21 protein-coding genes and 1 tRNA gene are annotated in these 23,855 nt (G+C 57.0%); 17 read left to right on the top strand and 5 right to left on the bottom strand.

Features of this window, described 5'->3' with window-relative positions; translation table 11 throughout:
- Positions 1-24: 24 nt before the first annotated feature.
- The 13 genes from I9182_RS08420 to I9182_RS08480 all read left to right on the top strand — a co-directional run bounded on the left by I9182_RS08420 (position 25) and on the right by I9182_RS08480 (position 13,999).
- The gene (locus I9182_RS08420) at positions 25-939 is read left to right on the top strand and encodes a 5-bromo-4-chloroindolyl phosphate hydrolysis family protein (protein ID WP_209597913.1); all 915 of its coding nucleotides are present in this window, start codon (positions 25-27) and stop codon (positions 937-939) included.
- Between the two features lie 30 nt (positions 940-969).
- Complete coding sequence (locus tag I9182_RS08425; protein WP_209597915.1) at positions 970-2,160, top strand: toxic anion resistance protein; 1,191 nt, start codon at positions 970-972, stop codon at positions 2,158-2,160.
- 49 nt (positions 2,161-2,209) lie between these two features.
- A complete protein-coding gene (locus I9182_RS08430; protein WP_209598092.1) occupies positions 2,210-3,130 on the top strand; it encodes a DUF2927 domain-containing protein in 921 nt (306 codons plus the stop codon).
- Between the two features lie 22 nt (positions 3,131-3,152).
- Positions 3,153-4,298 (top strand): SPFH domain-containing protein, encoded by a 1,146-nt coding sequence (locus tag I9182_RS08435; protein WP_209597917.1) that lies wholly within the window; start codon positions 3,153-3,155, stop codon positions 4,296-4,298.
- Between the two features lie 47 nt (positions 4,299-4,345).
- A complete protein-coding gene (locus I9182_RS08440) occupies positions 4,346-5,449 on the top strand; it encodes a TFIIB-type zinc finger domain-containing protein (RefSeq protein WP_209597919.1) in 1,104 nt (367 codons plus the stop codon).
- A 65-nt stretch (positions 5,450-5,514) separates the two neighbouring features.
- Entirely contained in the window at positions 5,515-6,183 is a 669-nt protein-coding gene (locus tag I9182_RS08445; protein ID WP_209597921.1) for a nitroreductase, read from the top strand.
- A gap of 40 nt (positions 6,184-6,223) precedes the next feature.
- Positions 6,224-6,661 carry a D-aminoacyl-tRNA deacylase gene (gene dtd, locus I9182_RS08450; RefSeq protein WP_209504639.1) on the top strand — a complete coding sequence of 146 codons (438 nt, stop codon included), beginning with the start codon at positions 6,224-6,226 and terminating at the stop codon, positions 6,659-6,661.
- Positions 6,661-7,764 (top strand): DUF4147 domain-containing protein, encoded by a 1,104-nt coding sequence (locus tag I9182_RS08455; protein WP_209597923.1) that lies wholly within the window; start codon positions 6,661-6,663, stop codon positions 7,762-7,764. Before dtd ends, I9182_RS08455 begins: the two co-directional genes overlap by 1 nt.
- Positions 7,765-7,998: 234 nt before the next feature.
- Positions 7,999-9,585 carry an ABC transporter substrate-binding protein gene (locus I9182_RS08460; protein ID WP_209504641.1) on the top strand — a complete coding sequence of 529 codons (1,587 nt, stop codon included), beginning with the start codon at positions 7,999-8,001 and terminating at the stop codon, positions 9,583-9,585.
- Positions 9,586-9,600: 15 nt separating this feature from the next.
- Complete coding sequence (locus I9182_RS08465) at positions 9,601-10,557, top strand: ABC transporter permease (RefSeq protein ID WP_209504642.1); 957 nt, start codon at positions 9,601-9,603, stop codon at positions 10,555-10,557.
- The gene (locus tag I9182_RS08470; RefSeq protein ID WP_209504928.1) at positions 10,557-11,372 is read left to right on the top strand and encodes an ABC transporter permease; all 816 of its coding nucleotides are present in this window, start codon (positions 10,557-10,559) and stop codon (positions 11,370-11,372) included. Before I9182_RS08465 ends, I9182_RS08470 begins: the two co-directional genes overlap by 1 nt.
- Positions 11,369-13,006, top strand: coding sequence for an ABC transporter ATP-binding protein (locus I9182_RS08475; RefSeq protein ID WP_209597925.1), 1,638 nt, complete (start codon positions 11,369-11,371; stop codon positions 13,004-13,006). Before I9182_RS08470 ends, I9182_RS08475 begins: the two co-directional genes overlap by 4 nt.
- A 156-nt stretch (positions 13,007-13,162) precedes the next feature.
- The gene (locus I9182_RS08480) at positions 13,163-13,999 is read left to right on the top strand and encodes an alkaline phosphatase family protein (RefSeq protein WP_209504644.1); all 837 of its coding nucleotides are present in this window, start codon (positions 13,163-13,165) and stop codon (positions 13,997-13,999) included.
- 10 nt (positions 14,000-14,009) lie between these two features.
- Here the strand turns inward: I9182_RS08480 and I9182_RS08485 are convergent, their stop codons facing one another.
- The 5 genes from I9182_RS08485 to I9182_RS08505 form a co-directional block, all read right to left on the bottom strand.
- Positions 14,010-14,933 carry an alpha/beta hydrolase gene (locus I9182_RS08485; protein WP_209504645.1) on the bottom strand — a complete coding sequence of 308 codons (924 nt, stop codon included), beginning with the start codon at positions 14,931-14,933 and terminating at the stop codon, positions 14,010-14,012.
- Positions 14,934-14,945: 12 nt separating this feature from the next.
- Positions 14,946-16,835, bottom strand: a complete 1,890-nt coding sequence (locus tag I9182_RS08490) for an acyl-CoA synthetase (protein WP_209504646.1) — start codon at positions 16,833-16,835, stop codon at positions 14,946-14,948.
- Positions 16,836-16,994: 159 nt separating this feature from the next.
- A complete protein-coding gene (locus I9182_RS08495) occupies positions 16,995-18,815 on the bottom strand; it encodes an ABC transporter transmembrane domain-containing protein (RefSeq protein WP_209597927.1) in 1,821 nt (606 codons plus the stop codon).
- Positions 18,816-18,942: 127 nt separating this feature from the next.
- A tRNA-Gly gene (locus I9182_RS08500) sits at positions 18,943-19,016 on the bottom strand.
- Positions 19,017-19,119: 103 nt separating this feature from the next.
- Positions 19,120-19,992 (bottom strand): MurR/RpiR family transcriptional regulator, encoded by an 873-nt coding sequence (locus I9182_RS08505; RefSeq protein ID WP_209597929.1) that lies wholly within the window; start codon positions 19,990-19,992, stop codon positions 19,120-19,122.
- A 103-nt stretch (positions 19,993-20,095) separates the two neighbouring features.
- Between I9182_RS08505 and I9182_RS08510 the strand changes: the two genes are divergently transcribed.
- Genes I9182_RS08510 through I9182_RS08525 form a run of 4 tightly spaced genes read left to right on the top strand, consistent with a single transcriptional unit; the run spans position 20,096 to position 23,839 of the window.
- Positions 20,096-20,881 (top strand): N-formylglutamate amidohydrolase, encoded by a 786-nt coding sequence (locus tag I9182_RS08510; protein ID WP_245222551.1) that lies wholly within the window; start codon positions 20,096-20,098, stop codon positions 20,879-20,881.
- 16 nt (positions 20,882-20,897) lie between these two features.
- Positions 20,898-21,419, top strand: coding sequence for a TRAP transporter small permease subunit (locus tag I9182_RS08515; protein ID WP_209504650.1), 522 nt, complete (start codon positions 20,898-20,900; stop codon positions 21,417-21,419).
- The gene (locus tag I9182_RS08520) at positions 21,419-22,744 is read left to right on the top strand and encodes a TRAP transporter large permease subunit (RefSeq protein WP_209504651.1); all 1,326 of its coding nucleotides are present in this window, start codon (positions 21,419-21,421) and stop codon (positions 22,742-22,744) included. Before I9182_RS08515 ends, I9182_RS08520 begins: the two co-directional genes overlap by 1 nt.
- 57 nt (positions 22,745-22,801) lie before the next feature.
- Complete coding sequence (locus I9182_RS08525) at positions 22,802-23,839, top strand: TRAP transporter substrate-binding protein (protein ID WP_209504652.1); 1,038 nt, start codon at positions 22,802-22,804, stop codon at positions 23,837-23,839.
- The last annotated feature ends 16 nt before the right edge of the window (positions 23,840-23,855 follow it).

Here is a 23,855-nt window from a genome sequence, read left to right on the forward strand (position 1 = left end):
GGCGTGCTTGGGGGCTTGTAACGCATGGCTAAGCGATTTGGCGGTAAATACAGCCCTCAGGATGATACGTCCGGCGACACTCTTCAGCCCCGTGGGCAATTCGATGGCGCGCGGGTCGAACCTGCGGGCGCGCGTGCCAATGTCCTGTTCATACCGGCCATCCCAGTGGTATTTCTGTCGCTGAACGACGGCGCGATTGGCATGACCATAGGTCTGATTGCAGCGGGCCTGCTGACGGCAGCTGCGTTCTTGCTGCGCGAAGGTCTGCGGGCCGAAGCCGCGTTTAACGCCCGTAAAACCGCACGCCGGCCTGCGTTTCCGCGTAAAATCTTTGCCAGCCTTTTGACAGGGCTGGGCGCCGGTCTTGCGTCCTACCGGACCGAGTTTCTGAATGCTGAAGCGGCATCACAAGTCAGCCTGCTTGCCCCTGTCTTGTTCGGCGTGGCAGCAACCGTTCTGCATTCGGCCTCCTTCGGGTTTGATCCGATGAAGGACAAGGGCATGGAAGGAATTGACACCTTTCAGCAAGATCGCGTTGCCAGGGTCGTTGAGGATGCGGAAAACCGTCTTTCCGAGATGACTGACGCCATCAAACGCGCGGGTGATCGCCGGATCGAAGCCCGTTTGGAACGGTTCCAGGACACCGCACGTGACCTTTTCCGAACGGTCGAGGAAGACCCCCGCGATCTGGCGGGCGCGCGGAAATACATGACGGTTTATCTTCAGGGCGCGCGTGATGCGACTGTCAAGTTCGCGGATGTCTATGCCCGGACCCGCGATGCGCAGGCGATGACAGACTACATCGCGCTACTGGATGATCTGGAACAGAATTTCGCCGCGCGTACGCGCAAAATGCTATTGGATGACCGCAGTGATTTGACGGTCGAAATCGACGTGCTGCGCGAAAGGCTGCAGCGCGAAGGCGTCCGGTTGGACTGACCGGCCATTATTTGAGCGAGGAACATCCCCATGTCCGATGAGATCAAGAACAAGGCGGCTCAGGCCGAAACACTGGTGCAGGAAGTCACCGCAGTTGCCCTGCCCGAACCAAAGGCCGAGGTAATCTCGCTTGAAGAAGCCGACGAACCTGTGAGTGCCGAGATTCGTAAGCGCATGGACGAGATCGACATGAGCAACACCAATTCGATTGTTGCTTTCGGGTCTTCCGCTCAGGCCGAATTGCAGGAAATCAGTCAAGCCATGCTTGCGGATGTGCGCAACAAGGATGTTGGCCCGGCAGGCGACAGCCTACGCAATATCGTGACCACCATCCGCGGTTTTTCAGTCAGTGAACTGGATGTGCGCCGCGAGCGCAGCTGGTGGGAAAGGCTGCTGGGCAGGGCCGCGCCATTTGCGAAATTTACCGCTCAGTTCGAAGAAGTTCAGGGGCAGATCGACCGCATAACCGACGATCTTCTGGGGCATGAGCATACACTGCTCAAGGACATCAAATCGCTGGACCTGCTTTATGAAAAAACTCTGGGTTTCTACGATGAACTGGCGCTGTACATCGCGGCGGGTGAAGAAAAGCTGACCGAGTTGGACAGCCACGACATCCCCGAAAGGGAAGCTGCCGTTCAGACCGCGCCAGAAGAAGAACAAGTGATGAAAGCGCAGGAACTGCGTGACATGCGCGCCGCGCGTGACGATCTGGAGCGCCGCGTGCACGATCTGAAACTGACCCGTCAGGTCACGATGCAGTCGCTGCCGTCGATCCGGCTGGTGCAGGAGAACGACAAGTCTCTGGTCACAAAGATCAACTCGACGCTGGTGAACACCGTGCCGCTGTGGGAAACGCAACTGGCACAGGCCGTCACCATTCAGCGCAGCGCCGAAGCTGCCGCCGCGGTGCGCGACGCCAACGACTTGACCAACGAACTCTTGACTTCGAATGCTGCCAATCTGCGTCAATCGAACAAGATGATCCGCGAGGAAATGGAACGCGGCGTGTTCGATATCGAAGCTGTCAAAAAGGCCAACGCAGACCTGATCGGCACCATCAACGAAAGCCTTGCCATTGCGGATGAAGGAAAAGCCAAACGTGCTGCCGCCGAGGCCGAGTTGCAGAAGATGGAAGCGGAACTGCGCGACACTCTGGCATCCGCCAAGGCGCGACGAGACGGGACCGGCGACAACGCTGGAACCGCTGTCCCCGGCTGAGGCTGAACTGGGCGTGCGGGATATTACATATCTGAAACTGGGGTTGGGGATGGCGGCGTTTTTGGCTTTGGCCAATTGCGATGAAACACTGACATCCTCGATTGCACCACAAGCGCGCGCGGCGCCTGTTTCTGTTGCGGCGAATGCCTATGTACCGCCATCTGCCGCAAGTCAGGATCTGGCGCGGTTTTACCAGCGTGTCGAACGCGACCTTCTGGTCCGGGGGTTATTGCGGACAGACGGGGGCGGCCCCGATACGCCTTATGACGCCCAGGATCTGGCGCGAAATTTCGAAGCGATTGCGTTCTACAGCGAATATCCGACCCAAAATGTTTCCATCGGTTCCCGCCAGACAGACGGGCAACTCAGCCGGTGGTCGGGGCCGGTGCGCATCCAGACCGAGTTTGGGCCTTCCGTGCTGCCCGCTGTTCGGGAACAGGATGCGGAACGGGTTCAATCCTTTGCCACGCGCCTGGGGAGGCTGACGGATCATCCGATTTCCGTGGTCTCCCGAAACGCTAACTTCCACGTCTTCTTCGCGGGCAAGGACGACAGCACCTATGTGGTGTCCCGACTGAAACAGCTGATCCCGAATATCAGTCAGGCTTCGCTTGATCTGGTCGCAAATCCGAGATCGAATTTCGATTGTTTTGTTTTTGCCTCGGCGACAACGGCGTCTCCGTACAAATATGTGCGCGCCGTTGCGTTGATCCGGGCCGAGCTGACCGATCTGGTCCGCCGCAGCTGTATCCACGAAGAAATCGCACAGGGGCTGGGATTGTCGAACGACAGCCCGGCAGCGCGCCCATCGATCTTCAATGATGATGACGAGTTTGCCCTGCTGACGAGCCATGACGAAAAACTGCTGACAATGCTATATGACAAGCGGCTTGAGCCCGGCGTGACAGTCGATCAGGCCCGCCCCATCGTGCATGTCATTGCCCGGGAATTGATGGGGCAGCCGCTCTGACACCAAGGACAGGAGAACCCAAATGGGAATATTCGATTTTCTGACCGGAGAATTCATTGACGTCATCCATTGGGTTGACGACACTCGCGACACCATGGTCTGGCGGTTCGAGCGTGAAGGCCATGAAATCAAATACGGCGCCAAGCTGACCGTGCGCGAAGGTCAGGCGGCCGTATTTGTGCACGAAGGGCAATTGGCAGATGTGTTCACTCCAGGTCTCTATATGCTTGAGACCAACAACATGCCGATCCTGACCACGTTGCAGCACTGGGATCATGGCTTTCAGTCGCCGTTCAAGTCCGAGATCTACTTCGTCAATACGACCCGGTTCAACGACCTGAAATGGGGGACCAAGAACCCGATCATGCTGCGCGACCCCGAGTTCGGGCCGACCCGCATTCGCGCCTATGGCACCTATACCGTTCGGGTCAAAGACCCGGCCAGGTTCCTTGTGGAAATCGTCGGAACCGACGGCGAATTCACCATGAACGAGATCAGCTTTCAGGTCCGCAACATCATCGTGCAGGAGTTCAGCCGCGTTATTTCGGGGTCGGGTATTCCTGTATTGGACATGGCGGCGAACACGGCTGATCTGGGCAAACTGATCGCGGCTGAAGTTTCCCCGGTGCTGGATGGTTATGGGCTGGAGATGCCGGAATTCTACATCGAGAATATTTCGCTTCCGCCGGCGGTCGAGGCCGCATTGGACAAGCGGACCTCGATGGGATTGGCCGGAGATCTGGGCAAGTTCACACAGTATTCCGCAGCAGAGGCAATGACGGCTGCGGCCAGCAACCCCAGCCAAGGCGGTGGCATGGGCGCAGGTCTTGGCATGGGAATGGGCATGGCGATGGCACAGCAGATGTCAAACATGGCAGCGGGCCAGCCGAGCGGCCCGTGGGGATCGCCCGCCCCCGCTGCCCCACGTCCGGCAGCTCATACGGCCCCGCCGCCGCCGCCGGTCGAGCATGTTTGGCATATCGCCGTGGATGGGCAGACCAGCGGCCCATACTCCAAAGCCAGGATGGGCCGAATGGCCAGCGAGGGCGATCTGACGCGCGACACTTATGTCTGGACCGCGGGCCAGGACGGCTGGAAAAAGGCCGGTGACGTGCAGGAACTGGCGCAACTGTTCACCATTCTGCCGCCACCGCCGCCGGGGGCCTGACCGAAACGCGATACTCCTCCATCTGACCTGACACTATTGGGTAACGTATGACACACGCCCCTGACCTTGCAGAGCACCGCTTTCCCTGCCAGCAATGCGGTGCGGATTATCGATTCAGCCCTAGCAATGGTACGCTGACATGTGATCATTGTGGTCATTCGGAACCAATCGGATCGGGCCCTTGGCAAGGTGCCAGCCTGCGCGAACTGGATTTTGACGCGGCCATTGCGGACCGTCTGCCTGACAGCGAGCTGGAACAGACCCGCGTACTTTCCTGCCCGAACTGTGCAGCGCAGGTTGAATTCGACCCCAACACGCACGCTGCGGAATGCCCGTTCTGTGCCACGCCGGTGGTAACCGACACCGGCGTGAACCGGCATATTAAGCCAAAGGGTGTTCTGCCATTTGCTTTCGACGAGCGCGAGGCGCATAAGGCGATGAGTGATTGGCTGGGTCGGTTATGGTTCGCGCCAAACGGGTTGAAGGACTATGCCCGCAAGGGCCGCAAGATGCAGGGCATCTATGTTCCGTACTGGACCTTTGATGCCGACACCAAGTCCGCCTACCGTGGTGAGCGCGGCGTGATCTATTATGAAACCCACACAGTGATGCGGGACGGTAAACGGGTTCAGCAGCAGGTGCCAAAGGTGCGCTGGTCGCCCAAATCGGGTCGTGTTGCGCGGTTTTTTGACGACGTCCTGGTGCTGGCCTCGCAGTCGCTGCCCAAGGCTTACACCGACGCGCTGCAGCCTTGGGATCTGCCTGCGCTGGAGCCTTACCAGCCAGAATACCTCGCCGGGTTTCGCGCCGAAGCGTATACGGTCGAATTGAAAGAGGGCTACAGCGAGGCCCGCGCGCATATGGCGCGCGTGATCGAACGGGATGTTCGTTTCGATATTGGGGGCGACAAGCAGCGTATCCACACGCTAGACACCGAAGTACGAGACGTCACGTTCAAGCATATTCTGCTACCGATCTGGCTGGCGGCATACAAATATCGCGGGCAGACCTATCGATTTGTGGTAAACGGCCGAACCGGGCGGGTTCAGGGGGAACGCCCCTGGTCAGCCATCAAGATCACGATTGCCGTTATTCTGGGCCTGCTCGTCGCCGGGGTTGTCGGGTATCTGGCAGCCAACGGGCAGCAATAGCGGTCTCTTGTACATCTGGCGTGGCATGATCATCCTAAGTGTCGAGACGTAGAAACGAGGCGCCTGTGTCATTTGCAGAACTGAATAACCTTCTGAAAAATCGCCATTCCTGCCGGGCCTTCCTGCCCGACCCTGTGCCAAAAGAGCAGATCGAGCAAATCGTGGCCAGCGCGGCCCGGGTCCCAAGCTGGTGTAACGCGCAGCCGTGGCAATTGGTAATCACAAGCGGCGCAGAGACCGACAGGTTCCGTGCTGCGATGCAAAACGAAGCTGAAACAGGCGTACCGGCCCCCGATCTTCCGTTTCCCGCGTCATACTCCGGCGTCTATCAAGACCGCCGCCGCGCGTGCGGTTGGGCGCTCTATGAAGCCGTCGGTGTGGAACGCGGGGACCGGGCAGGATCGGCCCAACAAATGATGCGCAATTTCGCTCTGTTCGATGCACCGCATTGCGCCATCATCTCAAGCCCGGCGGAACTTGGACCATATGGCGCAATGGATTGCGGGGGGTTTGTTACGGCTTTCTCGTTGGCAGCGCAGACGCTGGGTGTGGCAACCATTCCTCAGGCCGCATTAGCCGCGTATGGCCCGTTTCTGCACAGATATTTTCAAATCCCGGAAAACCGCCTGATCCTGTGCGCAATTTCCTTTGGGTATTCAGACAGAAAGCATCCCGCAAATAACTTTCGCACAGATCGTGCCGCGCTGGGTGACTTTGTCGACTGGCGCGGCTAAACCTTCGCTCAGGCAAGATAATCGCCAAGGGGGGAACCACGTGCGCGCTCTGCTTCAAAGAGTTTCGCAAGCCAAAGTATCGGTCGATGGCAACGTCATTGGCGCATCCGGTCCGGGGCTTTTGATTCTAGTCTGTGCCATGCAGGGGGACGATGAAGCCCAGGCTGAAAACCTTGCGCGGAAAACCGCCAGACTCAGGATATTCAAAGACGACGCGGGCAAGATGAACCGCTCTCTTCTGGATGTAAAAGGGTCGGCTTTGGTGATCAGCCAGTTCACACTGGCGGCAGATACAACAAGCGGAAACAGGCCGGGGTTTTCAACGGCGGCACCGCCCGAGCTGGGTGAGCATCTGTATAGCACCTTCGCAAACCACCTTGCCGCGCAGGGTGTAGCGGTGGAAACTGGACAATTTGGGGCCGACATGGCCGTTGAACTCGTCAACGACGGGCCGGTCACAATCTGGGTGGAAACTTGATGGATACTAAAAAGCAAGCCGTTCAACTTTGGCACGCCGGAGTTGAGGCTGTTGACGGATATGCCGCCACCGAAGCCGCCCTGCCCGACATCCCGAAACCGGATCGTATTCTGGCCGTAGGCAAGCCCGCCGCCGCCATGGCACGAGCAGCCTTGGCGCGGTTCGGCGCAATTCCCACGCTTGTCGTGACCAAGGACGATCACGGTCGGGACTTGCCGGACACTGTCGAGGTGATCGAAGCCTCGCACCCGGTTCCGGACAACCGCAGCCTTGCTGGTGGGCACGCTCTGCGTAAGGTGCTGGAACAGATGGAACCCGGATCACATGTGCTGCTTTTGGTTTCGGGTGGCGCGTCTTCGTTGGCCGAGGACCTTTTGCCCGGAAAATCACTGAGCGATCTCGAAGCATTGAACCGCAGGTTGCTGTCAGAAGGGATGGATATCGGCGCGATGAATGCTGAGCGGCGCAAACTGTCCCGCATCAAAGGCGGGGGGTTGCTGTCGCACTTTGCGGGCGCGCGCGCGACTGTTCTGGCCATCTCGGACGTACCGGGCGACGACCTCAATGTCATTGGATCGGGTATCGGCGCTTTGCCTCCCAGCCACACATTTGAGGCCACCACGCGGATCGTGGCCTCGAACGCCCATGCCCGCAATGCGGTTGTACAAGCCGCCGAAGCAGCTGGGCTAAAGGTTTGGGCCAATGAAGAGGCGCTGCATGATGACTATCTGAAGGTTGCCGCACATCTTGGCCAACTGCTGCGCGGTATGGAAAAGGGCGTGATGGTCTTCGGTGGGGAACCGACTGTGGTCTTGCCGGATCACCCTGGGCGCGGTGGACGAAACCAGGCATTGGCACTTGCACTGGCGCGGGAAATCTCCGGGCAATCCAACCTGACAGTTGTTGTCGGCGGCACGGACGGCACAGACGGACCGACCAATGCGGCAGGGGGAATCATTACCGGTGCAACATGGAACGAAAGCGGTATAGCCGCCCTAAAAAAAGCTGACAGCGGCTCGTTTCTTGAAAAAGCCCAAGCCTTGCTGACAACCGGGCCAACTGGCACCAATGTCATGGACTTGGTTGTCGCAATACGTGGATGATTTGGCGTATTTCATGCCGCCCCGGACCGTAAAGGCTCGGAAACTGGTCTGAAACACGATTGTATCATAGTATTCTTGTGGAAAGGGCCTCGCACCGAACAAGGTTACTTGCGCTTCGGCCTTCGGCATTGAGGAGAAATACCCTTGCCCGGCCCGCTGAAATAAGCCAACGTTGACTCATGCGTCAACAAAAACCCGAAAAGGGTTAAAACCACTCGATAGGGAGAATACTCGATGAACGAACAAATCACGCATATGGCCGGTCAGGTCACAGCCGGAAAAATGACCCGCCGCGAATTCATGGGGAAAGCCGCGGCTTTGGGTGTTTCGGCTGCGATGGCCAGCACAATGTTCGCAGACGCCGCTCGGGCTGCTGGCCCGAAAAAGGGCGGTGATTTGAAATTTGGTCTTCAGGGTGGTGAATCCACTAACTCTCTGGACCCGGCGACCTACGCAAGCTCTGTTCCCTTCCAGAACGGCAAACAATTTGGTGACCAGCTTGTCGAAGTTGCACCGGACGGCTCGATCGAGCCTCGTCTGGCGGAAAGTGTTGAAGGCAGTGCTGATGCCAAAGTTTGGACTTTCAAGCTGCGTCAGGGTGTCGAATTCCACAACGGCAAGACCATGACCAGCGAAGACGTGCTGAAAACCATGCAGCGCCACTCGAACGAAGACTCCAAGTCCGGTGCCCTAGGCATCATGAAGGGCATCGAGTCAATGAAAGCTGACGGTGACAACTTCCAGGTCACCCTGACCGAGGCAAACGCCGACCTGCCTTATCTTATGGCCGACTACCACCTGATCATTCAGCCTGATGGCGGTATGGATAATCCTGGAGCGGGTATCGGAACTGGACCGTACAAACTGGAAGTTGACGAACCCGGCGTGCGTCACTTGTTTACAAAGAACGAGAACCACTGGAATTCTGATTTCGGCAACTTCGACAGTGTCGAAGTCGTCGTCATCAATGACGCAACCGCGCGAACCGCGGCGCTGCAATCCGGACAAGTTCACGCGATCAACCGGGTCGAGCCGAAAGTCGCCGATCTGCTTGGTCGTGCGCCAAATCTAACGGTTCATTCAACCGCTGGCCGCGGTCACTATGTCTTTATCATGCATTGTGATACCGCGCCGTTTGACAACAACGAACTACGCACTGCGTTGAAATACGCCATCAACCGCACAGAACTCGTAGACAAGGTTCTGCGCGGCTATGGCTCGATCGGGAACGATATGCCAATCAACGCGGCCTATCCACTGTTCGACTCAACCATTGAACAGCGTGAGTTCAGCATCGAAAAAGCAGCCGAGCACTACAAAAAGTCCGGCCATGATGGTTCGCCGATCATCCTTCGTGTCGCAGATGGCGCGTTTCCAGGAGCCGTTGATGCCGCTGCCCTGTTCCAGCAGACGGCCGCGCAGGCCGGTATCCCGCTGGAAATCAAGCGCGAACCCAATGATGGCTACTGGTCCGAAGTCTGGAACGTGCAACCCTTCTGCGCTTCTTATTGGGGTGGCCGCCCGGTGCAGGATCAAATGTACTCGACCGCATACCTGTCGACTGCGGACTGGAACGATACACGGTTCAAAGTTCAGGCCTTTGACGACTTGCTGTTCGCGGCACGTGCAGAACTGGATGTCGAGAAACGCAAAGGCATCTATAGCCAGATGGGCCGTATGGTCCGCGACGAAGGCGGCTTGATTTGCCCGATGTTCAACGACTTCGTCGAAGGTATCAGCAACCAGCTGGAAGGTTGGGAAAGCGATCCGACACAAGAGATGATGAACGGCAACGTGTCGCGTAAGATGTGGTTCGCGTAAAACAGGCCACGGATCATGCATCCTATCATCAAACTGGTTTCCCAGCGCCTCGCGCTGGGACTCCTATTGCTGTTTGGCGCTTCGGCTCTGATTTTTGGCCTGACCGAAGCCCTTCCCGGAGACGCAGCGCAAGCCGTCCTGGGGCAGTCCGCAACCCCAGAGGCCCTTGCAAACCTTCGCGAAGAAATGGGCCTGAACCGGCCTGCCCTGACCCGCTATTTCGAATGGCTGGGCGGTATCGTTCAGGGTGATCTGGGTCAGTCCCTGACCAACAAGCTCGACATTGCTGAAAGCATTGGCAAACGGTTGGGCAACACATTGTTTCTGGCATGTGCCGCAGCCGTGGTTTCGGTTCCGCTTGCCATCTTTCTGGGCCTGCTGGCGGTCCGCTACCGCAACCGCTGGCCAGACAAGCTGATCTCTGCCATCACATTGACGACGGTTTCGATCCCCGAATTTCTGATCGGTTACGTGGTGATCTACTATGTCTCGGTAAAGCTGGGCTGGTTTTCCTCGCTTGCGATGATCAATGACTCGATGTCATTCGGGCAAAAACTCAATGCGATCGCGTTGCCCGCATTCGTGCTAACACTGGTGGTTCTGGCGCAGATGATGCGCATGACCCGCGCAGCGATCCTCAACCTGATGCAGTCGGCCTATATCGAAACGGCGGAACTGAAGGGGTTGTCGAACTTTCAGGTCATTGCGCGACATGCCTTTCCGAACGCGATCTCACCCATTGTAAACGTGGTGATGCTGAACCTGGCCTATCTGGTTGTGGGTGTTGTCGTAGTCGAAGTGGTGTTCGTTTATCCCGGCATGGGACAATACCTGGTGGACTCGGTGACCAAGCGTGACGTGCCGGTCGTGCTGGCGTGCGGTGTGGTCTTTGCCGCCGTCTATATCGGGCTGAACATGGTGGCCGATATCGTATCGATCCTGGCCAACCCAAGACTGAGGCATCCGAAATGATGAAGAATATTCCAATTTCGGCGATGATCGGTCTGTTTTTCACAGGTCTCTATTTCTTTGTCGCCTTAGCCGCACCTTTGATTGCACCATACGGTATGGCCGAAGTGGTTGGCGATGTGTGGGAGCCATCAAGCGCCGAACACCTGTTGGGCACCGACAATATCGGTCGGGATCTACTGACACGCATGATCTATGGCGGGCGCACCACCATCTTCATTGCTGCTGCGGCTACGATCCTTAGCTTTGTAACCGGCACATCGCTGGGTTTGCTGGCTGCGGTTCTGGGCGGTTGGGCCGATCAGGTTCTCAGCCGGGCAGTCGATCTGGTCATGTCGATCCCGACGCTGATCCTGGCGCTGGTCATTCTGGCCATCGTCCCGGTGACGGTCCCGATCCTGATCCTGGTGATGGGGCTTCTGGACGCGACACGCCCGTATCGCCTGTCGCGGTCGGTTGCTGTCGACATCAACGTGATGGATTATGTCGAGGCGGCCAAATTGCGCGGCGAGGGCCGTGCCTGGATCATCTTCCGCGAAATCCTGCCAAACGCCCTGTCACCGCTAGTGGCCGAGTTTGGGCTGCGGTTCATCTTTATGGTTCTCTTCATCTCGACCCTTTCGTTTCTGGGGCTGGGCGTTCAGCCACCGCTGGCCGACTGGGGCGGCATCGTGAAGGAAAACAAGGACGGCATCGTGTATGGCATTGGCGCGGCCCTGTACCCCGCGGTGGCCATCGCAACGCTCGCGATCTCGGTCAACCTTGTGGCTGACTGGATCCTGAACCGAACCACATCGCTGAAAGGAGGCCGGGGATGAGTGATACCCTTCTCAAGGTCCGTGACCTCAAGATTGGTGCAACGGTCTATCCACCGGGTGAGAAACCCCATGATATCGAAATCGTGCACGGGGTCAGTTTTGACCTCGAACGCGGCAAAGTGCTGGGGCTGATCGGAGAATCCGGTGCCGGGAAATCCACCATCGGCCTCGCTTCCATGGCCTATGGCCGGGGTGGTGTTGAAATCACCGGCGGCGAGGTTTGGGTAAATGGGCGCGATATCCTGAAATCATCCCATGGCGATATCCGCAATCTGCGCGGGGGTGAGGTAGCGTATGTGTCGCAATCCGCTGCCGCGTCGTTCAACCCGGCCAAGAAGATCATGGATCAGGTTGTCGAAGCTGCGGTCGAGCACAAGAAGTTTTCGCGAAAAGAGGCCGAAGGCCGCGCGCGAGAACTGTTCGCCAAACTAGGCCTACCCGACCCGGATAATATCGGTGACCGCTACCCGCACCAGGTTTCAGGCGGACAGTTGCAGCGATGCATGACGGCGCTGGCGCTGTGCCCTGAACCCGATCTGGTGGTGTTCGATGAACCCACCACGGCGCTGGATGTGACCACGCAAATCGACGTGCTGATGGCGATCAAAGAAGCCATTCGCGATACCGGTGTTGCTGCTCTCTACATCACGCACGACCTTGCGGTCGTGGCGCAGGTCAGCGACGAAATCATGGTTCTGAGGATGGGAAATACGGTTGAATACGGGTCGACCGATCAGATCATCAACAACCCGCGGGAAGAGTACACGCAGGCTCTGGTCTCGGTTCGTTCGATCGAGCACGAGGAAAAACAGCCCACAGCGGAACCGCTGCTAAGCGTTGACGGTATCACCGCGCGCTACAAGGGGCTGAATTTCGACGTGCTGCACAACGTCAATGTCGAGCTTCATCCAGGTCAGACGCTGGCGGTTGTGGGTGAATCCGGGTCAGGTAAGTCGACACTTGCCCGGGTGATCACTGGCCTGTTGCCGCCCCGCGATGGCGTGATTACGTTTGCCGGGCGCAAACTTTCGCCTGATCTTGCCGGACGATCCCGCGAGGACCTGCGCGAGTTGCAGATGATCTATCAGATGGCTGACGTGGCAATGAACCCGCGACAGACCGTGGGCACGATCATCGGGCGCCCGCTGGAGTTCTACTTCAACATGCGCGGTGCCGAAAAGCGCAAACGGATCGTCGAGCTGCTGGACGAGATCGAGTTGGGAGAGAAGTTCATTGACCGTTATCCGGCCGAGTTGTCCGGTGGCCAGAAGCAACGCGTGTGTATCGCGCGGTCTTTGGCGGCCAAGCCCAAGATGATCATTTGTGACGAGGTGACATCGGCGCTCGACCCGCTGGTGGCGGACGGTATCCTCAAGCTGCTGCTGGATTTGCAGAAGATCGAGGATGTGGCCTATCTGTTTATCACCCACGATCTGGCGACGGTTCGGGCCATCAGCGACAGCATTGCGGTGATGTATCAGGGACGCGTGGCCCGTTATGGCCCAAAGAGTCAGGTGCTCAGCCCGCCATTCGACGACTATACAGACCTTCTGCTGAGTTCAGTGCCAGAAATGCATCTGGGTTGGCTGGAGGAGGTCGTTGCCCATCGCAAAATGGAAAGCGCGGGGAACTGATCTCTGCGCCTGTAACATCACTTTGAAGAAATGGATTCCCGGCGTTTTGCATCTTGGCTGACGTCGGGAATTTAATATTTGGGACGCGATTTGGCAGGCGCATGGTTTCAACTCGCGTATCGTCCGCATGAAATACCCAGATCAAGGGGCCGAACCATGGACCGTAAACTACTTTTGATCATCCTGGACGGAGTACCATACCGGAATTTCCGCCGCCTGTTTGGCAACCTGGAAGGCTGGGTCGACAGCGGCGAAGCTCGGGTGTGGAAGCACCGCGCAGTGCTGCCTTCAACTTCGGCCAGTTGCTATGCATCGATCCATACGGGCGTAACACCGCAAGAACACGGCTGCACCGGAAACGGCAACGTTTTTCGCCTGAGCCATAAGGATATTTTTAGCCAGGTACGTGAGGCCGGCGGTGTGACCGGGGCTGTCACACACAGTTTCTGGTCGCAGTTCTTCAACCGTCACCCGTTCGACTATGTCCGCGACGTCGAATATGACGAGCCTGAGAGCCAGACCATCAATCACGGTCGCTTTCACAGCATGACCGGCTACGGCAAAGACAATCAGATGACCCCGTCCGACATCGATCTATTTGCGACCCTGACCAATCTGTGTCTGCGCTTTGGGTTGGACTATGGCATCCTGCACACCTGCACATTGGACAGCATGGGTCACCGTTTCTATCACGACTGCGAGGAAATGGATCATGCCTGTTTTGTTGCAGACGAGATGCTGGCCCCGTTCATCCCACGCTGGCGCCAATTGGGGTATGAGGTGATCGTCACCGCCGATCACGGCCAAGACGAGCGCGGACACCACGGAGGGCGCAGCCCCCTGCAACAGGAAACTGCGCTGTATTACTTCGGCGATGCCGAAGGGCCTGACACGGAAACCGTAATCGACCAGATCCAATTGGCCCCGACTATTCTAAGTCGCATGGGTGCACCTCTTGCCGACTCGATGAAGGCTAAGCCGTTTTTGAAGTAACTGGCTGGCTTCAGTCGTAGGGCCAGATCTCTTGCCCCAGTGCTTCGATTGCGACCGAGATCCGTTCGAAACTGTCTGCCGCACGCCTTACCGAGGTTCGCGCACGCAGGTACCCATGAACAAGGCCAGGTTCGTTGATCCAATGGGCCTGACCACCAGCCGCGCTGATCCGCTCGCAATAGACCTTCCCGTCATCGCGGAGCGGGTCACAGTCAGCGGTAATCACAACAGTAGGCGGCAGTTTCGAAAAATCATCGCCCTGTAGCGGCGCATAAGTCGGATCGCCTTGCGGCTGGGCGTCTGTGTATCGGACTGTTTCATAGAACTTGATATCGTCCAGTGTCAGTAAAGGAGCATGGGCGTGCTCGAGATATGAGCCGCGCGATTGATCTCCGCCAAGGCCGGGGTAGATCAGGACTTGCCCCAGAATATTGTCCAGCCGCCCGCGCGCATGGTGGGCAATAGCTGCTGACAAATTTCCTCCCGCGCTGTCCCCGGCCAGAACCAGCGGGTCGCCATACTCGACCGCCGCCCATTTCACAGCTGTCCAGCAATCCTGGAACTGCGCTGGATGCACATGTTCAGGACACAGCCTGTAGTCGACTGAAACGACGCGGTATCCCGTCTGCGCACAAAACTCGGCACAGACATCATCGTGGCTGTCCAACCCGCCAACGACAAAGCCACCACCATGAAAATAGACAACCGTTCGGGTCGGATGCCCGGCGGTATAATGGCGGACCGGCACGCCATCGGCGTACAGGTCCTGGGTTTCGACACCGGCAGGGCGCGGTTGGCGAAACTGCTTGCACATCGTGTCATAGACCCGACGCTGGTCCTCGATGGACAAATCGACCGCATCATCCGGATAGCTTTCGGCCGTGCGGCGTATGAACGCCCAGGTTTCTTCGTCGATCAGGCGTTCATAGTCCATTGTTCCTCCGGCTTATTTGGACCACTCCCAGGGCCGGGTATATGCGCCCAGCACTTTCGAGACATCGTCTTCCGAAGATCCGTTCGCGTCAAGCTGCGCGACAAGGCCACGCTTTTTATCGTCGATCACAAGAACAACCCGCGCAGCAAGCCCCGCAGCGTCAAGAGCACCGTTGTAAATGCGGGTGATGGCCTGTTTGCGCAGGTCCGGCTTGAACACCTTACCGACGGCAGTTTTCGGCAACTCGTCAAGAATGGTTATATGCTTGGGTTGTGCAGCACGCTCATGCACGTGAACCTTGCAATACTCCAGCAGCTCGTTTTCAGTGACCGACGCTCCATCGACCAATTCTACAAAGGCGCAGGGCACTTCGCCCGAATGCGCGTCCGGCTGACCGATCGCCCCCGCGAAGGCAACTGCATTGTGACCCAGCAGCGCCTCTTCGATTTCAGCAGGATCGATATTGTGACCACCGCGAATGATCAGGTCCTTGGCGCGACCCGTGATCCAAAGGTAGCCGTCTTCGTCAAACCGCCCCAGATCGCCCGTACGCAGGTATTTGTCAAAGTGGTAAAGACCAATGTTCTTGTCAGCCTCAGTATACGTGTTGCCTGCATACACACCGGGGTTCGAGATGCAGATCTCACCAATCTGATCAGTGCCGCACTCTGTCGGTCCATCCGGCCCATCCAGCAGGATTTTGACATCCGTATAGGGGAACGGAATACCGATCGAACCGATCTTTTTCTCGCCATCCACGGGGTTGCACGAGACCAGACAGGTGGCCTCGGTCAGGCCGTAGCCTTCGACGATGGTGACGCCCGTCGCCTCTTCGAAGCGGCGGAACAACTCCACCGGCAGCGGCGCCGAACCCGAAAAGGCGGTTTTCACGCTTGAGATATCGGCATCTACCGGGCGTTGCATCTTGGCTGAAATCGCGGTTGGAACAGTGATGATAAAGCTCACTCTCCAGCGCTCGATCAGCTTCCAGAAATTGTCGAACACACCGTCACCGCGATAACCTGCAGGTGTCGGGAAAATTACATGCGCACCTGACGAAACGGCGGCCATCACGATCACATGCACGGCAAAGACGTGGAACATCGGCAGCGGGCACATGATGACGTCATTTTCATCAAACAACAGCGTTTTGCCCAGCCAGCCGTTGTAGATCAGGCCCGAGTATTTATGTTGCGCCACCTTGGGCATCCCGGTGGTCCCACCGGTGTGGAAATAACAAGCAACGCGATCTTCCTTGCTGTCCTCGAATGTCAGCGTCGTCGGTTGCTTGGCAAGTTCCTTGTTGAAGTTTTTGTAATCCGCATGCGCCAGCTTTTCCTTTTCGCCCATCTTGGGGCGCAGGAAGGGAACCAGCCACGACTTGGGCGGCGTCAGGTACCGATTCAGGTCGATTTCCAGAATGGTGTTGACCTTGGGCGCGTGGCGCACCGCCTCTTCCACCTTCTGGGCAACATCTGTTTTCGGGAAGGACTTTAACGTAACAACCACCTTGGCGCCTGTCTCACGCAGGATCGCCGCAATCTGCTCGGGCTCCAGCAGCGGGTTGATGGGGTTCACGATTCCCGCAACTGCACCGCCCATCATGGTAATCAGCGTTTCGTTACAGTTTGGCAGCACATAAGCCACCACGTCTTTTTCACCAACACCCAGCGAGCGGAACAGGTTTGCTGCCTGATTGACCTTACCCAGAAGTTCCGACCAGGTCAGGGTTTCAGCCTTGTCTGTGGGCCCGGAAAGCAGCTGAAAACTGATGGCGTTGTGGTTGGGAAATTTCTCTGCCGTGCGCGACAGGAGCTGATGGAAGGTGACAGGCAAATCCCGATCCTCCCACGACATCTCCTGTTCTATGCGCGTCTTGTCTTCCAATCCCACAAAGGCCATGTGGTTCCTCCCGTTTTTCTCCCGTGTTTTTGCACGAGCTTGTTGTTCGCAACCAAGATGGAAGCAAAACAACCCTCGCGCAAGCGAGGCCTTAGCCTTCAAAGGGGGTAAAATGTAGAGTGACGCTACGGCGAATTCACTAATGCCCGAGCGTCACTCCTATTCTGCGGCTACGCCATCGGTGAACTGCAGTCGTGCGAGGCGCGCATATAGCCCATCTTGGGACACCAGATCATCATGGCTGCCCTGCGCCACGATACGGCCTTCTTCCAGCACAACAATGCGGTCGGCTTTCTTTACGGTGGCCAATCTGTGCGCAACAATCAGGGTCGTGCGACCGGCACGCATCTGATCCACAGCGCCCTGTACTGCGCGTTCACTTTCCGCATCAAGGGCCGAGGTTGCCTCGTCAAGCAGCAGCACGGGTGCGTCGCGCAATATGGCGCGGGCGATTGCGATACGCTGCTTCTGCCCACCCGACAGCATGACCCCCCGCTCGCCGACAAAACTGTCATACCCGTCGGGCAAGGACGCGATAAAGTCATGCGCAATAGCGGCACGGGCTGCGGCTTCTACTTCGGCATCTGTTGCGTCCAGGCGACCGAAGCGAATGTTTTCGCGGGCTGAGGCGGCAAAGATCACCGGATCCTGCGGCACCAAAGACATGTACTTCCGGAAATCTGTGCGATCCAGTTCCTGCAGATCATGGCCATCCAACATAACCCGGCCCGAATTTGGGTCATAGAACCGTTGAATCAATTGAATGATCGTCGTCTTGCCCGCCCCTGACGGCCCGACAAAGGCAACGGTCTCGCCCGGGTTTACCTGAAGCGACAAGTGATCCAGCGCGATTGCATCGGGGCGCGAGGGATAGCGAAAACTGACATCTTCGAACCGGATTTCGCCCCGGACGTCCTTTGGCAAAGGAGCCGAGTTAACGGGGTCCGAAACCGTATCTTCGGCATTCAGCAACTCGACAAGACGCTCGGTGGCTCCGGCGGCGCGCTGAAGCTCGCTCCATATTTCGGACAGGGCCGCGACAGAACCCGCCATGATGATCGAGTAGATCACGAATTGAATTAGAACGCCTTCGGTCATCACACCGTTGCGTACGTCATTTGCACCCATCCACAGAACGCCAACGATGCCTGAAAAAACCAGAAAGATCACAATCACCGTCAGCACCGCGCGCGTCTGAATCCGGCGCAGCGAAACGGTATAGGACATCTCGGTCATCTCATCGAATTGCTGGCGGCTGGCCTGTTCGTGGGTAAAGGCCTGCACCGTCTGTACCGCCCCCAATGCCTCGCCCGCGTTTCCGGAAGACGCCGCAATCCAATCCTGGTTTTCGCGGCTGATCACGCGCAAACGCCGCCCCAGAATCAATATCGGCACCACCACCACGGGGATAAGCAGCAAGACAAGCCCGGTCAGCTTAGCCGAGGTCAACAGCATCAGAACCAGCCCGCCGACAAACATCAGCATGTTGCGCAGCGCGATGGAAACCGATGAGCCAAGAACCGATTGGATGAGTGTGGTGTCAGTGGTGATCCTGCTCAGCACTTCACCGGTCATGATGCGTTCGTAGAATTCGGGGCTCATGCCGATCACACGATCAAATACAGCCTTGCGGATATCCGCAACCACACGTTCCCCCAACCGTGTGACCAACGCATATCGGACACCGGTTCCCGCAGCCAGAACAGCGGCAATGCCCAACGCTGCCAAAAAGTACCAGTCCAACAATTCACCGTCCTGAATGCGGAAATTGTCAACGACCCGCCGCACGGCCAATGGCAGGGTCAACGTCATACTGGCCGTCAGGATCAGCGCCAGTGTCGCCCCGATCATCAATAGCCTGTAGGGTTTCATGAAAGGCCAGAGCGACCCCAGCACCCCGATTTTCCTTGAGCGGGCCCGCTCTTCGCTAGCGCCAGGAGCCGCTGATTGTGCTGGTTTATTGGCGGTCTGTCTTGCCATGTCCGGCCCTTGTGAATTGAACGCTACAAAGTGAACGCTTTCTTGGCGCCAGTCGCCGTTCCGGTCAAGCATTCCTGCCAGAAACAGCCAACCATAAGGGCCATTTGACGCAGAAATCAGTGGGGATTGGAGCGGGTAGACGGAATCGAACCGACATAGCCTGCTTGGAAGGCAGGGGCTTTACCATTAAGCTATACCCGCACATGGTTTGCGCTGGTTAAGTCATGCGCCCGGGCGCGTCAAGCGGGAAGTGTGAAAATTAGCGCGGCCAAAAACGTGATATTTCCCGGTGGATGTACGGCCTTCAATCGTGACTGCGAAATATCCGCGTCGAGGAGAAAAACCGCTCGAGTTCCTCGATGCGTTCCTTGCTTTCTTCCCACCGGGCCTCTTGCACTTCAGCGATCAGGGTTTCCGAAATCAGCTGTAGCGCTATTGTTGAGTCCCAGCTGGAGGGCGCCTCGACCAGTGCATGAAACGTGTAATTGGCGGTCTTGCCAATCGGTGATCCCCACTGGTCGGTGAACAGGATAACCGTCACGCCGCGGCTAGATGCGACCTGCGCCAGTTTCTCGAGATAGGCCTCGTATCGGCGTATATCAAATATCACCAGAACCGAGGTTTCATCCATATCAAGCAGGTACTGCGGCCAAACGTTTGCCGAATTGCCCAGCATCGTCACATTGGGTCGAATAATCTGCATGTGATTGAACAGATAGTCCGCATTTGAACGCGTGATACGCCCGCCCACGACGTAAAGATGGCGATCCGTGTTGGCCAGAAGCTGGGCAACGGTGTCGAACATCTCTTTGTCCAGACGTTCCAGCGTGTGGCGCATATTTGTCCAAACGGCCTGTGCAAACCGCGTTGTGGGATGTTCCGCCTCGTCATCCACAACCCAGGCATCCCGTTTCGAGATCGGCTTTTTGATTTGTGCAGCCACCTCCTCTCGCAGGGCGTCCTGCAGAGCGGGAAAACCGTCAAAACCCAGCTTGCGTGCCATACGTATGACCGTCGGGGTCGAGACCTGCGCCGCAGCGGCCAGCTTGGTGATCGATTGCAAGCCGGTCATCGGATAATCTTGCAAGAGTACCGAGGCCAGCTGCCGTTCTGACCGTGTCAGATCGTCAAGCTCTTCCTGGATCCGCTGTTTGACAAGTTTCGCAACGGTGGCCATCGGCACCTTCGTATCTCAAATTTTTTACAGAATATGTTCGTTTGTAATTTTGTCTACAGTAATTTTCTTGACAGGCGTGAGGTTGCTGTAACAAATGCTACTTATGCGCCACGATTCCGAGACACCAATGCTTCTACCAACCGAAGCTCCGGCAGCCCGCGTGCAGAATGCCAGCAGTCGGGCACAGTGCGTTTTGGTATGCGAACATGCTAGCCGATTCATCCCAGCGTCACTGAACGGATTGGGCCTGACTGAGGACGCTGCATTGTCTCATGCAGCATGGGATATTGGCGCATTGGCGCTTTCCGTCGAACTGATGAAGGCTTTGGACGCGCCGCTGGTTCATTCCTGCATCAGCCGACTTGTTTACGACTGCAACCGCTCGCCTGAACGTGCAGATGCAATGCCGCAGGTAAGCGAAGTGTTTTCCATCCCCGGCAACGAAAACCTGACGGACGCTCAACGCGCACAAAGGGTCCGCGAGGTTTATGAGCCGTTCAAACAATTGTTGTCGTCTACTCTGGACGCGCGGGATCGGCCGCCTGTCGTTGTCACGATGCACAGTTTCACTCCCGTCTACAACGGTAGGACCCGATCAGTCGAATTGGGCATTCTTCATGACGAAGACGACCGGGCAGCCCAACTTATGCTGCGCTGCGCCAAGGACTCGGGTCTGAAAGCCGCGTTGAACGAACCTTACTCTGCCACGGATGGCGTCACGCATACGTTGCAGGAACATGCGATCAGTCGAGGGCTTCCGAATGTCATGGTCGAAGTTCGAAACGATCTTATTGACACACCAACGGGAGTAGACCGTATTGCCGGGATTCTGACGCCGATCCTGCAAACGGTCATTGATGCGTATTCGCACACAGAGGCGAAACAATGAGAGTTGAGGTATCGAGATGAAGTTCTTGCGGGGCTACGTGGCGGTCATTGATCGAACGAACCGCTGGATCGGGCGCGTCGTCATGTACGGCATATTCGTCATGATGGGTATTCTGTTCTGGTCTTCGGTCTCGAAAACCTTTTTCGTGCCGTCGCTCTGGACGCTCGAAATGGCTCAGTTCGCCATGGTGGCCTACTACATGCTTGGTGGCCCTTATTCGATCCAGATGGGGTCAAACGTGCGAATGGACCTGCTTTATGGCGAATGGTCTCATCGCCGCAAGGCCTGGACGGATGCCTTCACAGTCGTATTCCTGATCATCTATCTGGTCATCTTGCTGTGGGGGGGATGGGACAGCCTGATGTATTCCTTCCAATATGGTGGTGAGCGCAGCGCGACGATCTGGCGACCCTACCTTTGGCCGGTCAAGCTGATCATGGTTATCGGTATCTTCTTGATGCTGCTGCAAGCCATATCAGAATTGTTCAAAGATATTCTGCGCCTGTGCGGCGACGATATCCCGCGCGAGGTAATCTGATGTCATACGAGATGATTGCCTTACTGATGTTCGCATCAATGATGCTTATGATGCTGACCGGCCAGCGCGTCTTTGGTGCAATCGGCTGTGTCGCTGTGGTTTCGGCCTTGTTCCTATGGGGAGATCGGGGCGGCTACGATCTGGGTTTTGCCGCTGCGATCAAGGTCATGAAGTGGTACCCGCTGCTGACACTGCCCATGTTCATTTTCATGGGATACATCCTTTCCGAAAGTCGGATCGCAGATGACCTTTACAAGATGTTCCATGTCTGGATGGGCGGCTTGTCCGGTGGTCTGGCTGTCGGAACCATCGGGCTGATGGTTCTTATCTCGGCAATGAACGGTTTGTCCGTTGCAGGTATGGCAATCGGCGCTACGATCGCCTTGCCGGAATTGCTGCGCCGGAACTATGACAAGCGCATGGTGACCGGCGTCATTCAGGCCGGATCATCCCTTGGGATTCTGGTGCCACCATCCGTTGTTCTGGTTCTTTATGCGATGATCGCGCGGCAACCCGTCGGCCAGTTATGGCTCGCTGGAGTGATACCCGGGCTGATGATGGCGGCCATGTTCATCATCTACATTGTCATCCGTTGCCGCATCAACCCATCGCTCGGCCCGGTCCTGCCCGCGGAAGACCGCGACATTCCGTTGCGAGAAAAGCTGCTGCTGTTGCAAGCCGGATTGTTACCTTTGGGCATTTTCATGGTGATGATGGTTCCTTTTGTTAACGGCTGGACTTCGTTGGTGGAATCCTCCGCCATCGGAGCCACAACGGCCATGCTGGCGGCCTTTCTGAAAGGACGGCTGACACGCACGGTGTTCGAGAATTCTATTCGGCACACCCTGGGCATCTCGTGCATGTTCATGTGGATCATTCTAGCGGCTCTGGCTTTTGGCGCTGTCTTCGACGGGTTGGGCGCGGTCAAGGCAATCGAAAGCCTGTTCACCGAAAAGCTGGGTCTTTCCCCGTGGATGATTCTGATTCTTATGCAGCTCAGCTTTATCCTGATGGGTACGTTTCTGGACGATACTGCCATGCTGGTTATCGTCGCGCCGCTTTACGTTCCGCTGGTGGGTGCGCTTGGATTTGATCTTATCTGGTACGGCGTGCTTTATACGATCACCACGCAGATCGCATATATGACGCCGCCATTCGGCTATAACCTGTTCCTGATGCGCGCGATGGCCCCCCCGGAAATTTCGCTGCGCGATATCTACAGTTCGATCGTTCCTTTTGTTCTGGTGATGGTCTGCGCCTTGGCCATAATCATCATCTTTCCTGAAATCGCGCTATGGCTGCCGAATTATGTCTATGGAAATTAAGTCACAAGACCCCGGAAAGGGGCGAAGTTCAGCAAGACTAAACAGAGGAGAAAGACAATGACTACAAGACGCAGATTTCTAAGCTCCGCCGGTCTGGCGGGGGCCGCCACACTGGCCTCTCCTGCGATCGTCAAAGCGCAATCCGCCATCAAGTGGCGGTTCCAGACCTATGCCGGTGGCGCATTGGGCGAGCATGTGACCAAGCCAGCCATCGATTACATCAACGCCAATGCCAATGGCGAACTTGAGATCGAACTGTTCTATGCGGACCAGATCGTTCCGACAGGTGAACTGTTCCAGGCCCTGCAACGCGGCACGATTGACGGTGTGCATTCGGACGACGATTCCATGGCTTCGCCTACTCCGCTGCGTCAATTCGGTGGTTATTTCCCCTTCGCGACCAAGCATATTCTAGACGTTCCAGTGCTGTTCAACCAATACGGTCTGGCTGATATCTGGCGCTCGGAATATGAGAAGGTTGGTGTGACGTGGCTATCGGCAGCGGGTCAGGACCCCTGCAACTTCAACACCAAAAAGGAAATCAAAAGCCTTGGCGACCTGGATGGGCTGAAGCTCTATACCTTCCCGACGGCCGGGCGTTTTCTGGCCAAGTTTGGTGTCGTACCAGTCAATATCCCATACGAAGACGCGGAAGTGGCCGTGCAAACCGGTGAGTTGGACGGAATGGCCTGGTCGGGCATCACTGAAGATTACACTGTTGGCTGGGCCAATGTGACCGACTATTTCCTGACCAACAACATCTCAGGCGCGTGGATCGGGTCTTGGTTTGCAAACCAGGAACGCTGGGCCGAGTTGCCTGACCACCTGAAATCGGTTGTGATGGCAGGTGTCGAAGCAGGCCACACCTATCGTAACCAGTGGTACTGGGGCGGCGAAGCGGCCTTGCGCGCGAATGGCGACAAACTGCAGTTGCGACAGGTTCCGGCGGCAGAATGGAAAGAAGTGGAAAATGCCGCTATCGAATTCTGGGACGAGGTCGCACAGGAAGGCGAAATTCACCAGAAGATCGTTGGCATCTTCCGTGAGTATAACTCGGTCATTAACCAGGCCGGCGCACCTTACACATTCGATTGATATCAAAACAGGGGCG

This window comes from Ruegeria sp. HKCCSP351 (assembly GCF_017872535.1).
Taxonomy (GTDB): domain Bacteria; phylum Pseudomonadota; class Alphaproteobacteria; order Rhodobacterales; family Rhodobacteraceae; genus Ruegeria.